The sequence below is a fragment of the Paenibacillus sp. SER-28 genome (genome assembly GCF_052906305.1).
Genome location: NZ_JBRECM010000003.1, coordinates 311,763 through 325,839 on the forward strand (window position 1 = coordinate 311,763; position 14,077 = coordinate 325,839).

Genomic DNA, 14,077 nt, shown 5'->3' on the forward strand with positions numbered 1-14,077 from the left:
CAAACTCTGGACGAATACTGATCTGGGTCGGAAAATCACTTGCGATGCTACACGATTGCTCTGTCACACTTAGTCTAAGAAGGGTCTACTGCTACTACTGCTGGCTGGCCGCGATCGCCTGTTCCAGATCGTACAAAATATCGTCTATCGCTTCTGTCCCGACAGATAGGCGTAACAGCTCTGGTTTGACTCCGGCAGCGACCTGTTCTTCCACATTCAACTGCTGGTGCGTTGTGCTTGCCGGGTGAATAATTAAAGACTTGGAATCACCCACATTCGCCAAATGAGAAAATAGCTTTACATTCGCAATTAGCTTGCTTCCCGCTTGGCTTCCACCTTTAATACCGAAGGTCAGAATCGCTCCCTGTCCCTTTGGCAAGTATTTCTGAGCTAATTCGTAGGACGGGTGGCTTGGCAGCCCGGTGTAGCTGACCCACTCCACATCCTTGTGGCCTTCGAGATATTGCGCTACCTTCAAGGCATTTTGACTATGTCTCTCCAGCCGCAGATGAAGTGTCTCCAAGCCCTGAAGCAGCAGCCATGAATTAAACGGAGAAATCGCAGCTCCCAAGTCCCGCAGCAATTGGACCCGTGCCTTGATAATATATGCGATAGGCCCCACCGCCTCGGTGTAAACAACTCCGTGGTAGCTCGGGTCCGGCTCAGTCAGTCCTGGGAAACGACCACTCGCTTTCCAGTCAAACTTGCCGCTGTCCACGATCACCCCACCAATAGACGTGCCGTGCCCGCCAATAAACTTCGTTGCAGAATGCACAACAATGTCCGCTCCGTATTCGATAGGACGCAACAAGTAAGGACTTGGGAACGTATTATCCACAATCAGCGGAATACCATATTCGTGCGCAATCGCCGCTACAGCTTCCACATCCAGCACATTTCCCTGTGGGTTGCCAATCGTTTCGGCAAATAATGCCTTCGTCTTATCTGTAATGGCTTTGCGGAAGTTCTCTGGGTCATCCGAATCGACAAAATGCACTTTAATGCCCAATTTCGGCAGTGTTGTAGAAAATAGATTATATGTACCGCCATACAGACTGGAGGCCGACACAATTTCATCCCCAGCTCCCGCAATATTCAGGATGGAGAAGGAAATTGCCGCTGCTCCCGAAGCCGTTGCCAACGCACCAGCCCCGCCTTCCAACGCGGCAATCCGTTGCTCGAATACATCCGTGGTCGGATTCATCAGACGCGTATAAATGTTGCCGAATTCTTTCAGCGAGAACAAATCAGCCGCATGCTCCGCATCCCGAAATCCATATGAAGTGGTTTGATACAACGGAACGGCGCGGGCAAAGGTAGTAGGATCAATTTGTTGTCCGGCATGGACAGCGAGAGTTTCGAATGACAGCTTGCGTTCTTCTGACATGATTATTTCCTCCCTTGTTATACGTGCTGTATGAATCGTCTCTTCTTGTATGCGTACTCATGGATGATTTTTCAATCATTCTCGCACAAAAAGAACGATTTGGGAAGATAATTCTCATTATTCAGGTAGGATATTATAATTTTATTGAAATATCAGATTTCAGATCGGAATGTTTTGCCCAAATGCTCACCCAGACCAAAGTAATGACGGAAATTATAGATGAGTGGGCTCCACTTTGTCGGATCAATATGGTTCTCACCAAGGATGATATCCTGATGAACATGCACCTGGATGGCTTGAGTTTCGACGATCGCAAAATAAGGAGAATGGTCAGGAATTCTTACATCCTTCACCTTGGCTTCAATTTGAATAGGACACTCCCTAATTCGGGCGGGCTTGACCCTATCCGACTCCATCGAAGTTAGTCCGCTGATCTCATACTTATCTTTATGGTGCATAAATCCATGTTCCTTCTTTTCCGCTGGAACAGGATTCTTGCCTGTATAAGGAGCCAAACGTTCTACATTTTCCCACATCGAAGGCCCCGGGACGTTGATTACACATTCAGGATGCCGCTTCATATTTTCAAATGCTTTCCCACCAATTCCAATACCTAGTACCACACAATCTCCTAATGCCCACGAGGAGGAAATGGGGCTAATATTGGTCGTTCCATCCTCATTCAGCGTGTTGAGTAAAATTACAGGGGTTCCGTAATATAAAATGCTAGGGTTAATCGTTATAACGTCTGGGCTATGATTCATCTCATTCATCTGATGTATTGGGTTCATCATCTCTTCTCCTTCTATTCAGATCTACCTCCCTATTGTAAAATATAAATATTTCAACCTTCATCGAAGTATGGATTACAAAGGGGGATAACCGTGCCATGAGTACCAAGTCAAATGTAGCCATGATTGCTTCTCTTGTTAGTGAGCCTTCCCGTGCAGCTATACTCACCGCTTTATTAGACGGCAGGTTCCACACGGCAAGTGAATTGGCCCATATGGCAGGCATCAAACCGCAAACAGCCAGCTTCCATCTGGCAAAAATGACCGAGGCACAAGTCGTTACTGTGGAAAAACAGGGGCGGCACCGTTACTATGGCATTCAAGACCCCGAAGTTGCCCGGGTGATGGAGTCATTTTTATCTATAGCTCCGCCTGTCCCTATCCATTCATTCAAACATGCCTCTGAAAACGAGGCCCTACGGTTGGCAAGAACTTGCTACGATCATGTTGCGGGTCAATTAGGCGTACAGCTCATGAATTTTTTCATTCAAAAGGGGATTCTTTTCGAAGATCAGGACGGGCTTCATATCACGGAACCAGGAGAGGCTTTCTTCACTGACTTTAAGATTGATCTAAAAAAAACAAGACAAAAGCGCCGCTCCTTCTCACATAAATGCCTGGATTGGAGTGAACGACGCCATCACCTTGCAGGTGCTTTAGGAAGTGCTGTTCTAGACAGATTATTCGAATTAAATTGGATCGAGCGTCTGCCCACAACCCGAGCGATACGTATTACAGCCGATGGTAAAAGAGGTTTTAAAGAGATATTTTCGATAGAAATCGACTAGATCATCATAGTTCTAGTCCTTCTCTTATTCCGCATTGGATTTTATGACTGGAGACAAGGCCAGTTGTTTTCTCGTCATTGGACGGTTATAGGCATAGTTGTTCAACCGATCATTACTATCATCTAACCAAGTGAAGCTGTTCATTGATCAACCTTCCTTGAAAAACTCTACCATTTCTTTAAATGATTGCTGAGCTGAGTGTACGTTATATCGGGGAGAGTACGGGTCACTGAATCCGTGCTGTCCACTGAATTTATGTACCCGGATATTACGGTTGTCTAAAGTTGAAATGAGCTCATCCACATTAAATGATGGTTCTTCCTGTGGGAAAAAAAGCAGTATTGGACCATGTGGAGTTATTTCTAAATAATTTCTAATACGAGAGCCATAGTATCCTACGATTCCATCAACATACTTTTCTTTACTACACAGCCAGGCAATCGTTGCCCCTATGCTAAATCCGACGATAAATACCTTTTTATAACGAGCTCGATTACTTAATAATAAACTTTCGATATGATAGAAAGCGCGGTCAAATCCTATATTATCCATAAAATTGGTGTAGGCAGTTTCCTCTTGCGAATAGTCATAAGGCGTTTCTTTGCCTAGTAAATTTGGACAAATGACGTCATAACCCTGATCCGATAATAGGCTACAAAAATTTTGTATATGCTGGTTAATTCCATAAATCTCATGCAGCACAACAATTAGGGTGTCCGACTTTTTATCTATGCTTATCATGTTGTCCCCCTAACCAGTTTTGAATATGGGAAAATAATTCATCCGGATACGCGTATTTATACTTAGCTGCCACTTCCGAGGATAACCGTTCGAACAACTCAAAGGATACGACCAGTGCTTCCCAACTATGATTGGGATCATATTCCCCAAAAGATTTTTTCAAATCAGCAACGACATCTTGGTCAGCCCATTCATTTATGAATTTCCCTGCATGCCAAGTATCATATTCCGATCCATGTACAGCTTTTGCATGCCACTCTATCATTTGCAGCAATAATTGTTTACAGTCCATATCTCTTTGCTTAGCTACCCACAGATCATTGCGCAAAATTTGTTTAGCCACATAGAGAGAGGCGAAGCAATACATGTTAACAACCTGTAGATAAGCACCTTCAGATATCGGAGGAGTATCCGGGATCGTTGTGGATTGAGGGATGATGTGGTTTCCATTTCCCGTCTTATCGAGCAGCATCCTGACCCCCCGCTGAAATCCTTCAGGAATACGTCCATTTTTGATTATATGATCAAGGTCAGAAGTATGACGGAATAGAAAATCAACCTCAGCCCCTTGGTCAAAGAGAACTAGTTTTTCCGGATCTCCTTTTGCCGTTCGAAACATAAAGCTGGTCCAAACCTTGCCGATGCTTCGTAACCATTGATCATTTTGAAGATAGTAATCTGGATTCGTTGAAAAGACGACTACATCCAAGTCAGAAAACTCATCAAAAGGTTTGTCCTCTCTTGCCCGGGACCCAACGATATAAACCGCAATAATTTCCTCATTAGAGAGTCCCCATTCGGATATACGCTCTTCAAGCACTTCGTAAGCATTATTCATTACAATATATCCTCCTTTTTTAGAAAACATTATATCCAATCCAATAATTACGGTATATATTTTTAGTTAACATTCAAAGGAATGCTGCCTGATATACACCAATCATCAAATCAATTTCCCAATCTTCAGCCTGTGATATAATTATTTTTAATATTACAGTTTGGAAGGATGGTGGAGATGTCGGATCAGCGGGTATACATCCGGTTCTCTGAGGAGACGGACGCCGCAGAGTTGGCAGCAATGTACAAGCGCAATCAAGAGTTCTTTGATAAGTTTTCGCCAAACAACCAAGAGAAGTACTATACGGAGGAGTACCAGCTCCAGACGATTATTAAGAGCAAGGCCGACATGATGGAGGACCGGAAATATTCCTTTGTGGTATGCCACAAGGAGGACGACCGGATTATAGGCAGCATAGGTCTATCTTTTGTGGTGAGAGGACCGCTTCAGAGCTGTATGATCGGATACAGCCTAGACCAAGCATATAACGGCAAGGGTTATACGACGGAGGCGGTGAAGCAGGTGGTTCGCTATGCCTTCGATGAGCTAAAGTTTCACCGGATCTTCGGGGAAGCCTCTCCTCGGAATCCAGGATCCATCCGTGTGCTTGAGAAGGCTGGCTTTCACAAAGAAGGCATCTCTCGAAGCAACGTAAAGATCAACGGAAAGTGGGAGGATCACCAGGTACTGGCGATTATCAATCCATCAGAGGATATCTAGTTTAAAAGGAGGGTATTATGAAGTATCAATCAATCAAACTGCATGAAAAGTTATCTAAGTTTAGTGATCATTGGTCTCCGAAAGTTATTGGTGAAATGAATGACTATCAATTTAAATTGGTGAAAATAGTTGGGGATTTTGTATGGCACGATCATCAAGATACCGACGAGGTCTTTATTGTACTTGAAGGCGAGATGTTCATTGATTTTAGAGATGGACGGGTACAGGTTTCTCAGGGAGAAATGTTTATTGTACCTAAGGGGGTCGAACACAAGCCATTCGCACATGAAGAGTGCCATATCATGCTAGTAGAGCCGAAAGGTGTGGTAAATACTGGAGGAGTGGAGTCAGAATTAACGGCAGTCAATGATATTTGGATTTAAATATATACCGCAAAAACGCCGGACATTTCTCCTTTCTGAGTCCTTTCCCGGAATCGATGAGGACTCCGGCCTTTCTCCCATCGCAAGACCCTCCCGGCTTTGATCGCGAACATTTCCATAGGATGCTTAATGCGACATATTGGATTTTCTATGTACTTATACACGTTAGTTGGATGACAATAGCGGCAGACTAAGACTTTATTTTTCAAGTCTTAGTCTGCCGCTGTTTGATTTTTGTTCAGTCTAAAGCTTTTATTTTCACTGGATATTTTACAGAAACTGTACTCTTTTTACTGGGCTCTCTCAGTGCATGATTTCTCTCTTGTTCACCTTAACACCTGATAAGGATTGATCAAACATATCGAGAATAAAAAGGAACCTCTCCGCTTCACGAAATACATGATCGGCCAATAAAGGATGGATAATGCTTTTTATTCGGCACTCGTCGATTAAATCACGCGCTGTTTTCTTAAAATCTCGCAAGGACTTCACAGAGACACGGTTTTCATCAACAAATTGACTCAGGAGTGGAACGGTTTGTGACTGTGGCCGCATATGACTTAAATCAATCGCTTGAAACATCAGCATATCAAAATCATTACTAAACTCCCTAGCTTGTTCAACCAGTTTACGCTCGGATGGATCAAGCAAATGTCCTATAAATTTTGCGTGATCAGCCATGATTTTTAAGAAAAATACATTTTCATCAATAATTGCATCGGGTAATGGTTCAAGCTTTCCTGAATTGAGTTCTCCTAAACGATTTCTGAAATAATTGGCTTCCCGGCTTACGTGATCTACCAGTAAGGGGAAATTGGTTTGCCCAGGAAGTTTGCATTGTAATATAAGGCCCAATACCATTCTCTTAAATGCCCAAATATTTGTCGCTGCATTCTGAACTTCCGTATTAAACTCTTTGATTGTATAAGGGTCTGTCTCGGTATTAAATTCATTCGACCTTTTCTCAATATCCTCAAAAATGGCGTAGAACCGATTGGCTTCTGTTTTAAGTTGAGTATCTTCCGCTCGAAAACCTAACCCCAGAAAAAATGAATGCTCCTTCATAATCCTGGACCAAAATCGTATTTCATCTAATGAGCGTGAAACGAATGCATCCAATCATATCCCTCCTCTATGTGAGCAAAAAAGCACTTACTTAGTCATATGGGATATGCCTTGTCATTATGAATATCGAATCCTACGCCTCATACAATCTAATTCCGAAGTTGAGCTATTGTGACTCGTAACTCTGTTGCCTTATTTATGTACGTGAAATATTTCTCTATACTGGCTATTGACCGTCGGAGTTATTAGTCATTCTGGGTCCTCTCCTGATACTAGGTCTATTCGAAATTCAAGCTGGTCTCGCATAAAAATTTTACCCGCTATCTTAACTGATTCTGGCTTAACCTCCTCTACTACTCCCCCATAATCCTCAAATGTCACACGCAATTCCTCATCAACGGATACAACGTATACATGTGCCTGGACCAAAGCAGCTCCAAACAACTCCATGTCTGTCCTCATTACTTTATATGTGCGTTTCACGACGATCACCTCAAATATTCCATTCGGTGAACCACATGTACATTCCTTCTGCTTTAAACATTTCTGGCATGCATCCATTGTTTCTTACGAAGCCTAACCGGATGAAAAATTAAATTCCATAATAATACTCATATTTGAATATATATCATTTAATGTTTGGACAATTCTCCCAATCTAATTCTATAATTCACTTGTTATTACATATATTTAGGGGAAGTCATGAACAATATTATATTCAAAAAACTAGGAACAATAGTGCTAGCCCTTCTCATTGGAGCTTCGGTGTTCTCATTGTTCCCTACTGTTACAAAAGCAGAGACTACAAATGTAACTTGGTCAGATGGATCTTTAACAAAAACAATTCCTGAATGGAATCAAACCGATATTGCTAATGTAGGTAAAAGCTCGGGGAAATGGTATTGGGAAGTAACCCTTAATAAAGGAAGCGGCGATATTGGAGTCGCAAATTCAGACAAGAAAAAACAAATCAGGTACACTGGTTATCATGGAGGTGGTCATGGTCCTACCAGCCAATCTTTTGGTACAGGAAATTATGATTACGGGGCCGTTTATACAGTAAATGATGTCATTTCGGTCGCTTTAGATCTAAGTAATAATACAATTATTTTTTACAAAAATGGAGTTTCACAAGGTGTTTCTAAGTACACTCCTTCTTTATTAGGCGATACTGTATATCCCTACATAAGAAACGATCAATTAAATGGTTCTGTTGTATATACTGCTAATTTTGGAGCAAGTGATTTTAAATATCCTATTCCTGAAGGATTTTTACCTTATCAAGATTCGGGTACATCTACAACACCAGATCCATCTACAAAGCCTGGGCTTCATGTCGGCTAACATGCCGATGAAGTCCTTCTTTACATTTACTGTAATCTCGAGATCACGCCCAAACTGCTATACTGGACGATACATTTTTTCTAGACTAAAGGTTTGCAAATCGTTTGTTTCAATAAAAAAAGCACGGCTTCCAAAAAGCCTGGAAGCTGTGCTTAAGTTTAATAAAATACTCTCGAATGAGTGTCCGTGAAGTACAATTCAGTAGTCTTTTCCAAACAGATAGTAAGACTTTACACTTGGCCCCCAACTTTGTTTGGATTGAGATCAATATTCTTTGTATACACTTTGGTATTAATGAGACTAATGATGCTGTTAACTACAATTGAAGTAAGTACCGTTAACAACGTTAGCCACAACAAGATCAAGATAGATACCTTGGGGAAGAAAACAATACTCTGAAAATAGTAATAACAAAAAAAGGTGTGGGTTAACCAAATATTCATTGAATTTTTACCTAAGTAAGCAAAAGGTCTGGTTAGTTTTAATTTATTCATTAAATGAATACTAACGAGGATAAATAAAGGGGCAATTATCATATCAATCGTTGTCTTCTCAAATAGTTGACTCGTGGTACGAAAGCGAAATAATACTACAATTATTATAATATCAAACAGTATGTTATTAAATATGATGGAATTATAAATTTTACTCATCCATGAATACAATTTATATTTAGCAAAGAACAACCCTATCATAAACGGCAACTGCCAATACATAATACTGTAATAATTGCCTTGTGAATATGAATTATAAAAAACAAGACCGGAAATGAGTAGAGTTACCCATGCGTTACGTTGAATGGCTTGAAAGCTGACCGGAAAAATTAATAGCAGCAGAATATAATCATATAAAAACCACCACTCACCATTATATGAACTTGAGAGCGCTATAAAATTCCGCAAAAAATCCATTATTGAATTATGTTGAAATCTATCAGAATTTCCAAAGAAGTATAGACCCGCTGGGATAAAAAGCAAAAAAACAACCCAGTAATTTATCATTATTTTGCTTAATCTTGTAAAGCTTTTCTGAATTAAATGATGTGGATTTTGAACATTGCTCTTATATAATCCATAACCACTTAGAAACAAAAAAATAGATATTGCTATTTGACCAAAATGTCCTAAATAAAATTCCCCTCTTTCATGAAATAAACTAAATAATGAAACATATTCATACTTTAATCTATCAGGAAAAGCGAAGAGGTGATGGATCAAAAGTAGTATTACAGCAATACCTTTTGCAATATTTGTTTCTGCAAGCTTTAATTCCTTGTCATGGTGCACACAATATCCTCTTTTCTAGTTGTAATTGAATAGAGATATATTAGCACAAACCAAAAATATAAAATATTTATTTTTTTAAATACCATTACACCCTCCATTTTTATACAAAAAAATGCGGCTCCAAAAACCTATAGACCACGCTGTGCATGAGTTTGTAAGTTATTGGTGAAGGGGATAACCCCCGGGTATGCAACATTGCCTAATTTGATAGAATGAGCCATTTATACAATTTTTATCAATAAAGTATATCCTTGTTGTTAAAACTTAAAAGTATTATATATTCAACACCGATATTCGATAATAAAGGTAACAAGATAAAATGAGCAACTACCTCAACCGATGAGGATACACAGGAGAATTCGTCATGTTAAAAAAAGTTCTATCTATTGCTCTACTTTCTGTAGCTTTAACAGCTTGTGGAAGCAATTTTAAAGAAACAACGACAAGGTCTGGGTCTTCAAGTACATCCTTTGCTGCTGAACAAACAGTAAGCAATGAAAATACTGCTCAGCAAGCTTCTACAAATGAGGTCACAGATAAAGAATATTTATTTGCTGAATTCTTGAAAGATGGAACACCCGTGTTAACAGAAGATCAAGCTTCTATGGAACAAACCTCTTATGACTTCATTGTTAAAAATAGTGACTTATTTCCTTCCACAGATAAAAGCAAAGTCATTAATCTAGTAGACAAATCTGTAACAACAAAACACTTAAATAAAAATCTGAATTTATACTTAAACAAATTTGTAAAAATAACCGGCGATGTAATAGACATAGAAGAAGATAACATTCCTATAGGGACAACGGCGATCGTTTACATTAGTGATGAAAATGATAATACAGTAATGGCAGTTTATCCGGGTGCAAGTGGAGAGATTTTTGAAGGAGACGTTGCTTCAGTTATTGGAGTTCCTATCGCTAATTTTTCATATGAAAATGTTTCAGGTGGCTATACGAATACTACATTGTTAGCAGCTTCTTTTCTCACGAAGGAAAATCAATAAATTTTAATCAAGTAAGCCCTTATCTTTAACGAGTATTCAACGAAATAAACAACAAGAAGGACTCTATCTGGTTAAATGCCCATAGAGTCCTTTTTTAGATTTACTAAAGGGCAAACTGTTTGCATTTCCCTCCCCAGCCTACGCATTACGAGTGTTCTGGAATAGGATCAGCCCTCTATAGCAGGGGGATAGAACATGAAATGCGGCCCGTAAACTCAGCTTAAATAAACGGGTAGCCCTAAGGTTAGCAGAGCTTTTTATCTAATCTAATCTAAATTCGGGCAGATTATGAAAGAAAGTCGTTGAACTTGATTGATGGGACATTATCATACAATTCTTTTCACAAAATTAAACCCAACATGATTTAAGGATGATAACCAAGAGAATATAGAGCACCAAAATGGCCGCTGTAGAAGTCCACACACCGCAAACAGCTGCACCTGCACATCCGCTCATAGCTTTAGCCCTCCTTTATTTGTCGTCATCTTAATATATGTGTAAATACGTTCTATGACCGGGCATTCAGGTAAACATAAAAACACCCCATTACTTATGCCAGCGGGATATTAGGATACTTTCCGATCGCTTGCTGATATTTTTGTTAATATGGAAGATGGGATATACACCGTGAAAAAGCCATGCTTAATAGCTCCTGATTGTAAATCTGATACTTACAGTTTTGATCCAACACCCAATTCGCAAATCCTACTGCTTTAATGTAGCAATTATAATCATAGGGATTAATTTTAAACTCAAGAATATCCAGCATAATCTGATTCTCTTCATCTGATAATTCCAAGCCCAACTGGCTAAACTGTCTTTGCCGAATTCTCCGAGCGGTGTCGTCTTGTATTGCTCTGTGCTGAATGGACACTTGTCCTTTATGTTGACGATAAAACAATAAGTTTATGGGGAGGTTCGCTATTTGTACCTGAGAGGCTAATCGGTTCCACAGTTCGTAGTCTTCGGCATGAGGATAACTACTATCATATTGAATGTTTAGCCGATGTATCATGCTATTGCGTATTATTGTAGCAGGATGGCAGATACAGCAATGAAATAACAACCATGTTTTAATTTCTTCATGACTAGCCGGATTCACCTTAAGTGCCCCTCCATTAAATGTAGTAAAAGCAGCACCGCATACATCAATTAAGGGATTTTGATCCATAAATGATATTTGCACATCCAGTCGATCTGGCGTAGAAATATCATCGCTATCCATACGAACGATATATTCACCAGTTGCCCTATTGAATCCCTCGTTTAAAGTAGCGACCAAACCTTGATTGGTACTATGAAAGATTTTAACCACTCTAGGATCTGTTATCTGTGAAATAAGAAAAGCAGATCCATCTGTTGAGCCATCATCAATAATAATTAATTCAAAATCGGAGTAGGTTTGAACTAAAATACTGTGGATTGCTTCCCAAACAAAAGCCACAGTATTATAAACTGGCAGTATAACTGAAGCTCGTGGCACAAGAAGTTCCCTCCATTCTACGATTTAAATTAAGAAAATATTATTTTACATAAAAGCGAACTTCCCTATTTTTCTCGAAAACTAGTTCTTCATATAATCATGTTCTAAGTATATGTATTGGAAATACATTTCGAGGCGGCTTCTTGGTAAAAAAGGTTCTACTAAAAAGAACTTGTTGAACCGATAATATAATTTCCTCTTTTTTTAAAATTATTGAAATAAAATAGGATTATTATAAATTTTCTTGTTCATGAACTACCCTGGTTTTTAAGTTTACTTAAAGTGAAATCTTCAAACTCTTACTCTAATTCGATTAATCGTTTAATAATACCCACTCCAACAAAGTCTCCAAAAGCTTGGTAGCCGTGCTGTGCTTGAGTTTCATAGAATGCTGGTGAAGGGAATTGGACCCTCGGCCTACGCATTACGAGTACGTTGAAATAGAGTCAATAAAATTGAGCTTGCGGGAGAACGTATATCGGTTCGACATGCCGACTGCATTCATAGTTGTATTAACGATTCATTAAACCGATAAAAAAGCTTTCTATACCACCCTTTGGGGTGATTATAGAAAGCTAATCTGCTTTGCAGCGCCTATAACGCTCACTTAAAATTTTCCAGGGAACTGTTTGACAATGCCTTCTGTCAGGATGTCCGCTAAATGAATCATATGGATCTCGTTTTTGTCGGTTGATGCAATACCCGCTTTCCAATCTCCTTTGATATAATCAAGAACTAATTCCGTAATCAACTGAAGGTGCGTATACAGCATATCTCGTAGCGTTTTAAACTGCTAGTTCGGATTCGCTGCACTTAAAAATTTGGCGATATCATCGGCGTTCTTATGCCAATCCGCCTCTAGCTTTTTCACATCCGCTTGATTACCCGCTTTGACAGCCGCTACAATTTTCCCTGCGATTAGAATATGCTCCCTCAGAAGATCCGCCAGCTTATTACTGGCGGTTTCTCCATAATAAGGCTTGATCATACTTTTGGAATAAAACAGGCTGTCTTATTATAGGTGAAATATCCGGTTTTATACAGTTAGTGTCAAACCAAAAGGTTGCCGATATTTTGAACGCGAAAGAGAAACTTGCCATCATCGCAGAGATCAAAAGTGGTGTCTTAATCTTTATTTTCCGTCTAAAGACATAGTTCGAATAAAAACAATCCCCTCCGGCCAAGTATGGTTAGCGGGGATTGTTAAGTTGTTTTTGAGTTGTATTTACGATTATCTTTTATTGTGGTTTTCAGGCTCGCGACGTTTTAAACCTGCCAATCCAACTAACCCCAACAAACCAAGCCATCCCCAATTATCATTATCATTATCGTCATCATTATTATTAGTAGTCAGCATTTGTGTTCTACCATTGTCGTTTGTGCCCATATTGTTTTGACTGTTTTCAGCAAATGCTACTGCCGCTCCAAAGCTTGAAATCATTAATGCAACAACAACCATTATCTTCATTTTTTTCAACATACCTAAACCACTCCTTTAAATTTGTGTTTGCAATCAATTTTTTAATGTATTTAGGATGCCCAGTAGAACTTATTTCTTATACACACATTAAATCTTCACTACTGGGAATCATAAATTTGTACATCATTAAAATTAAAAAAGGAGTGGTTTTTATAATGGGTATCCTAAGCGGGAATCCAAAAGACGAGCCCATGCATTACGGAGAAGTTTATAGTGTGTGGCAGTTTTCAGCGTTAGCGAAAGGCAGCGTTTCATTTTACCAAGCATGTTTAAACCACGCAGGAGACAAAGAGCTCAAAAAAGTACTGGATGATCTTATTGATCAAGCTAAACTGGAAATCCAAGAATGCGACGCAATGCTTACTGATAATGGGATTGCCCCAGCTCCTATTTTGCCTGAAAGACCCCCTGTAAAACTTGAGGATATCCCGGTTGGTGCAAGGTTTACTGATCCCGAAATCGCAGCTAAAATCGCATTAGATACCTCTGTAGGATTGACATCTTGCAGCCAAGCTATGGGTCAATCCATTAGAGAAGACATCGGGGCTTTATTTGCGAAATATCATCTAACTAAGACTGCTTTGGGAGTCCGTATTCTAAAAATGAACAAAGAAAAGGGTTGGCTAATACCTCCCCCTCTTCAATTAAAAAGACCTGAACCAGTTAAAGCCTAAAATTCCAGCATAATTCTTCAACACACTGTTCCTTAGATCGTTCAACAAAAATCCCCGCCGACCAGTTAAGGTTTGCGGGGATTTGCTTTGC

The 14,077-nt window shown here is 39.7% G+C and carries 16 protein-coding genes and 2 pseudogenes; 7 read left to right on the top strand and 11 right to left on the bottom strand.

Annotated features, from left to right (window positions below):
- Positions 1–94: 94 nt before the first annotated feature.
- Complete coding sequence (locus ACUYLD_RS11510; protein WP_023986774.1) at positions 95–1,387, bottom strand: homocysteine synthase; 1,293 nt, start codon at positions 1,385–1,387, stop codon at positions 95–97.
- Positions 1,388–1,539: 152 nt separating this feature from the next.
- Positions 1,540–2,160: a flavin reductase family protein gene (locus tag ACUYLD_RS11515; RefSeq protein WP_446675187.1), complete on the bottom strand. Its 621-nt coding sequence runs from the start codon at positions 2,158–2,160 to the stop codon at positions 1,540–1,542.
- A 116-nt stretch (positions 2,161–2,276) separates the two neighbouring features.
- Here ACUYLD_RS11515 and ACUYLD_RS11520 point away from each other — a divergent pair, with 116 nt between their 5' ends.
- Positions 2,277–2,966 (top strand): ArsR/SmtB family transcription factor, encoded by a 690-nt coding sequence (locus tag ACUYLD_RS11520; protein ID WP_446675063.1) that lies wholly within the window; start codon positions 2,277–2,279, stop codon positions 2,964–2,966.
- Positions 2,967–3,113: 147 nt separating this feature from the next.
- On the opposite strand, the gene ACUYLD_RS11525 is transcribed toward ACUYLD_RS11520, so the two are convergent.
- Together ACUYLD_RS11525 and ACUYLD_RS11530 are read right to left on the bottom strand one after the other, a co-directional pair.
- Positions 3,114–3,707, bottom strand: coding sequence for a dienelactone hydrolase family protein (locus tag ACUYLD_RS11525; protein WP_322172631.1), 594 nt, complete (start codon positions 3,705–3,707; stop codon positions 3,114–3,116).
- Entirely contained in the window at positions 3,691–4,575 is an 885-nt protein-coding gene (locus ACUYLD_RS11530) for an aminoglycoside 6-adenylyltransferase (protein WP_446675064.1), read from the bottom strand. The genes ACUYLD_RS11525 and ACUYLD_RS11530 overlap by 17 nt, the downstream gene beginning before the upstream one ends.
- A gap of 147 nt (positions 4,576–4,722) precedes the next feature.
- Here ACUYLD_RS11530 and ACUYLD_RS11535 point away from each other — a divergent pair, with 147 nt between their 5' ends.
- The 3 genes and pseudogenes from ACUYLD_RS11535 to ACUYLD_RS11545 form a co-directional block, all read left to right on the top strand.
- Positions 4,723–5,265, top strand: a complete 543-nt coding sequence (locus ACUYLD_RS11535; RefSeq protein ID WP_446675065.1) for a GNAT family N-acetyltransferase — start codon at positions 4,723–4,725, stop codon at positions 5,263–5,265.
- A 17-nt stretch (positions 5,266–5,282) separates the two neighbouring features.
- Positions 5,283–5,648 (top strand): cupin domain-containing protein, encoded by a 366-nt coding sequence (locus ACUYLD_RS11540; RefSeq protein WP_446675066.1) that lies wholly within the window; start codon positions 5,283–5,285, stop codon positions 5,646–5,648.
- Positions 5,649–5,659: 11 nt separating this feature from the next.
- Positions 5,660–5,817: pseudogene (locus ACUYLD_RS11545) on the top strand (alpha/beta hydrolase family protein); the annotation flags it as partial.
- 134 nt (positions 5,818–5,951) lie between these two features.
- Here the strand turns inward: ACUYLD_RS11545 and ACUYLD_RS11550 are convergent.
- Both ACUYLD_RS11550 and ACUYLD_RS11555 read right to left on the bottom strand, forming a co-directional pair.
- Positions 5,952–6,767: a DUF2935 domain-containing protein gene (locus ACUYLD_RS11550; protein WP_061830019.1), complete on the bottom strand. Its 816-nt coding sequence runs from the start codon at positions 6,765–6,767 to the stop codon at positions 5,952–5,954.
- 195 nt (positions 6,768–6,962) lie between these two features.
- A complete protein-coding gene (locus tag ACUYLD_RS11555) occupies positions 6,963–7,163 on the bottom strand; it encodes a hypothetical protein (RefSeq protein ID WP_268819913.1) in 201 nt (66 codons plus the stop codon).
- Positions 7,164–7,415: 252 nt separating this feature from the next.
- Between ACUYLD_RS11555 and ACUYLD_RS11560 the strand changes: the two genes are divergently transcribed.
- The gene (locus ACUYLD_RS11560) at positions 7,416–8,057 is read left to right on the top strand and encodes an SPRY domain-containing protein (RefSeq protein WP_446675067.1); all 642 of its coding nucleotides are present in this window, start codon (positions 7,416–7,418) and stop codon (positions 8,055–8,057) included.
- 230 nt (positions 8,058–8,287) lie between these two features.
- Here the strand turns inward: ACUYLD_RS11560 and ACUYLD_RS11565 are convergent, their stop codons facing one another.
- A complete protein-coding gene (locus ACUYLD_RS11565; RefSeq protein ID WP_446675068.1) occupies positions 8,288–9,343 on the bottom strand; it encodes an acyltransferase family protein in 1,056 nt (351 codons plus the stop codon).
- Positions 9,344–9,707: 364 nt separating this feature from the next.
- Here ACUYLD_RS11565 and ACUYLD_RS11570 point away from each other — a divergent pair, with 364 nt between their 5' ends.
- On the top strand, positions 9,708–10,349 hold the full coding sequence (locus tag ACUYLD_RS11570) for a hypothetical protein (protein WP_446675069.1): 642 nt from the start codon (positions 9,708–9,710) through the stop codon (positions 10,347–10,349).
- 348 nt (positions 10,350–10,697) lie between these two features.
- Here ACUYLD_RS11570 and ACUYLD_RS11575 read toward each other — a convergent pair whose 3' ends face one another.
- The 4 genes and pseudogenes from ACUYLD_RS11575 to ACUYLD_RS11590 all read right to left on the bottom strand — a co-directional run bounded on the left by ACUYLD_RS11575 (position 10,698) and on the right by ACUYLD_RS11590 (position 13,312).
- Positions 10,698–10,805 carry a hypothetical protein gene (locus ACUYLD_RS11575; protein WP_023986758.1) on the bottom strand — a complete coding sequence of 36 codons (108 nt, stop codon included), beginning with the start codon at positions 10,803–10,805 and terminating at the stop codon, positions 10,698–10,700.
- A 145-nt stretch (positions 10,806–10,950) separates the two neighbouring features.
- Positions 10,951–11,832, bottom strand: coding sequence for a glycosyltransferase family 2 protein (locus ACUYLD_RS11580; RefSeq protein WP_446675070.1), 882 nt, complete (start codon positions 11,830–11,832; stop codon positions 10,951–10,953).
- A gap of 607 nt (positions 11,833–12,439) precedes the next feature.
- Positions 12,440–12,823: pseudogene (locus ACUYLD_RS11585) on the bottom strand (glycosyltransferase); the annotation flags it as partial.
- A 240-nt stretch (positions 12,824–13,063) separates the two neighbouring features.
- Positions 13,064–13,312 carry a WGxxGxxG family protein gene (locus tag ACUYLD_RS11590; protein WP_322172646.1) on the bottom strand — a complete coding sequence of 83 codons (249 nt, stop codon included), beginning with the start codon at positions 13,310–13,312 and terminating at the stop codon, positions 13,064–13,066.
- Between the two features lie 155 nt (positions 13,313–13,467).
- Here ACUYLD_RS11590 and ACUYLD_RS11595 point away from each other — a divergent pair, with 155 nt between their 5' ends.
- Positions 13,468–13,986, top strand: a complete 519-nt coding sequence (locus tag ACUYLD_RS11595; RefSeq protein ID WP_069290956.1) for a DUF3231 family protein — start codon at positions 13,468–13,470, stop codon at positions 13,984–13,986.
- Positions 13,987–14,077: the final 91 nt, after the last annotated feature.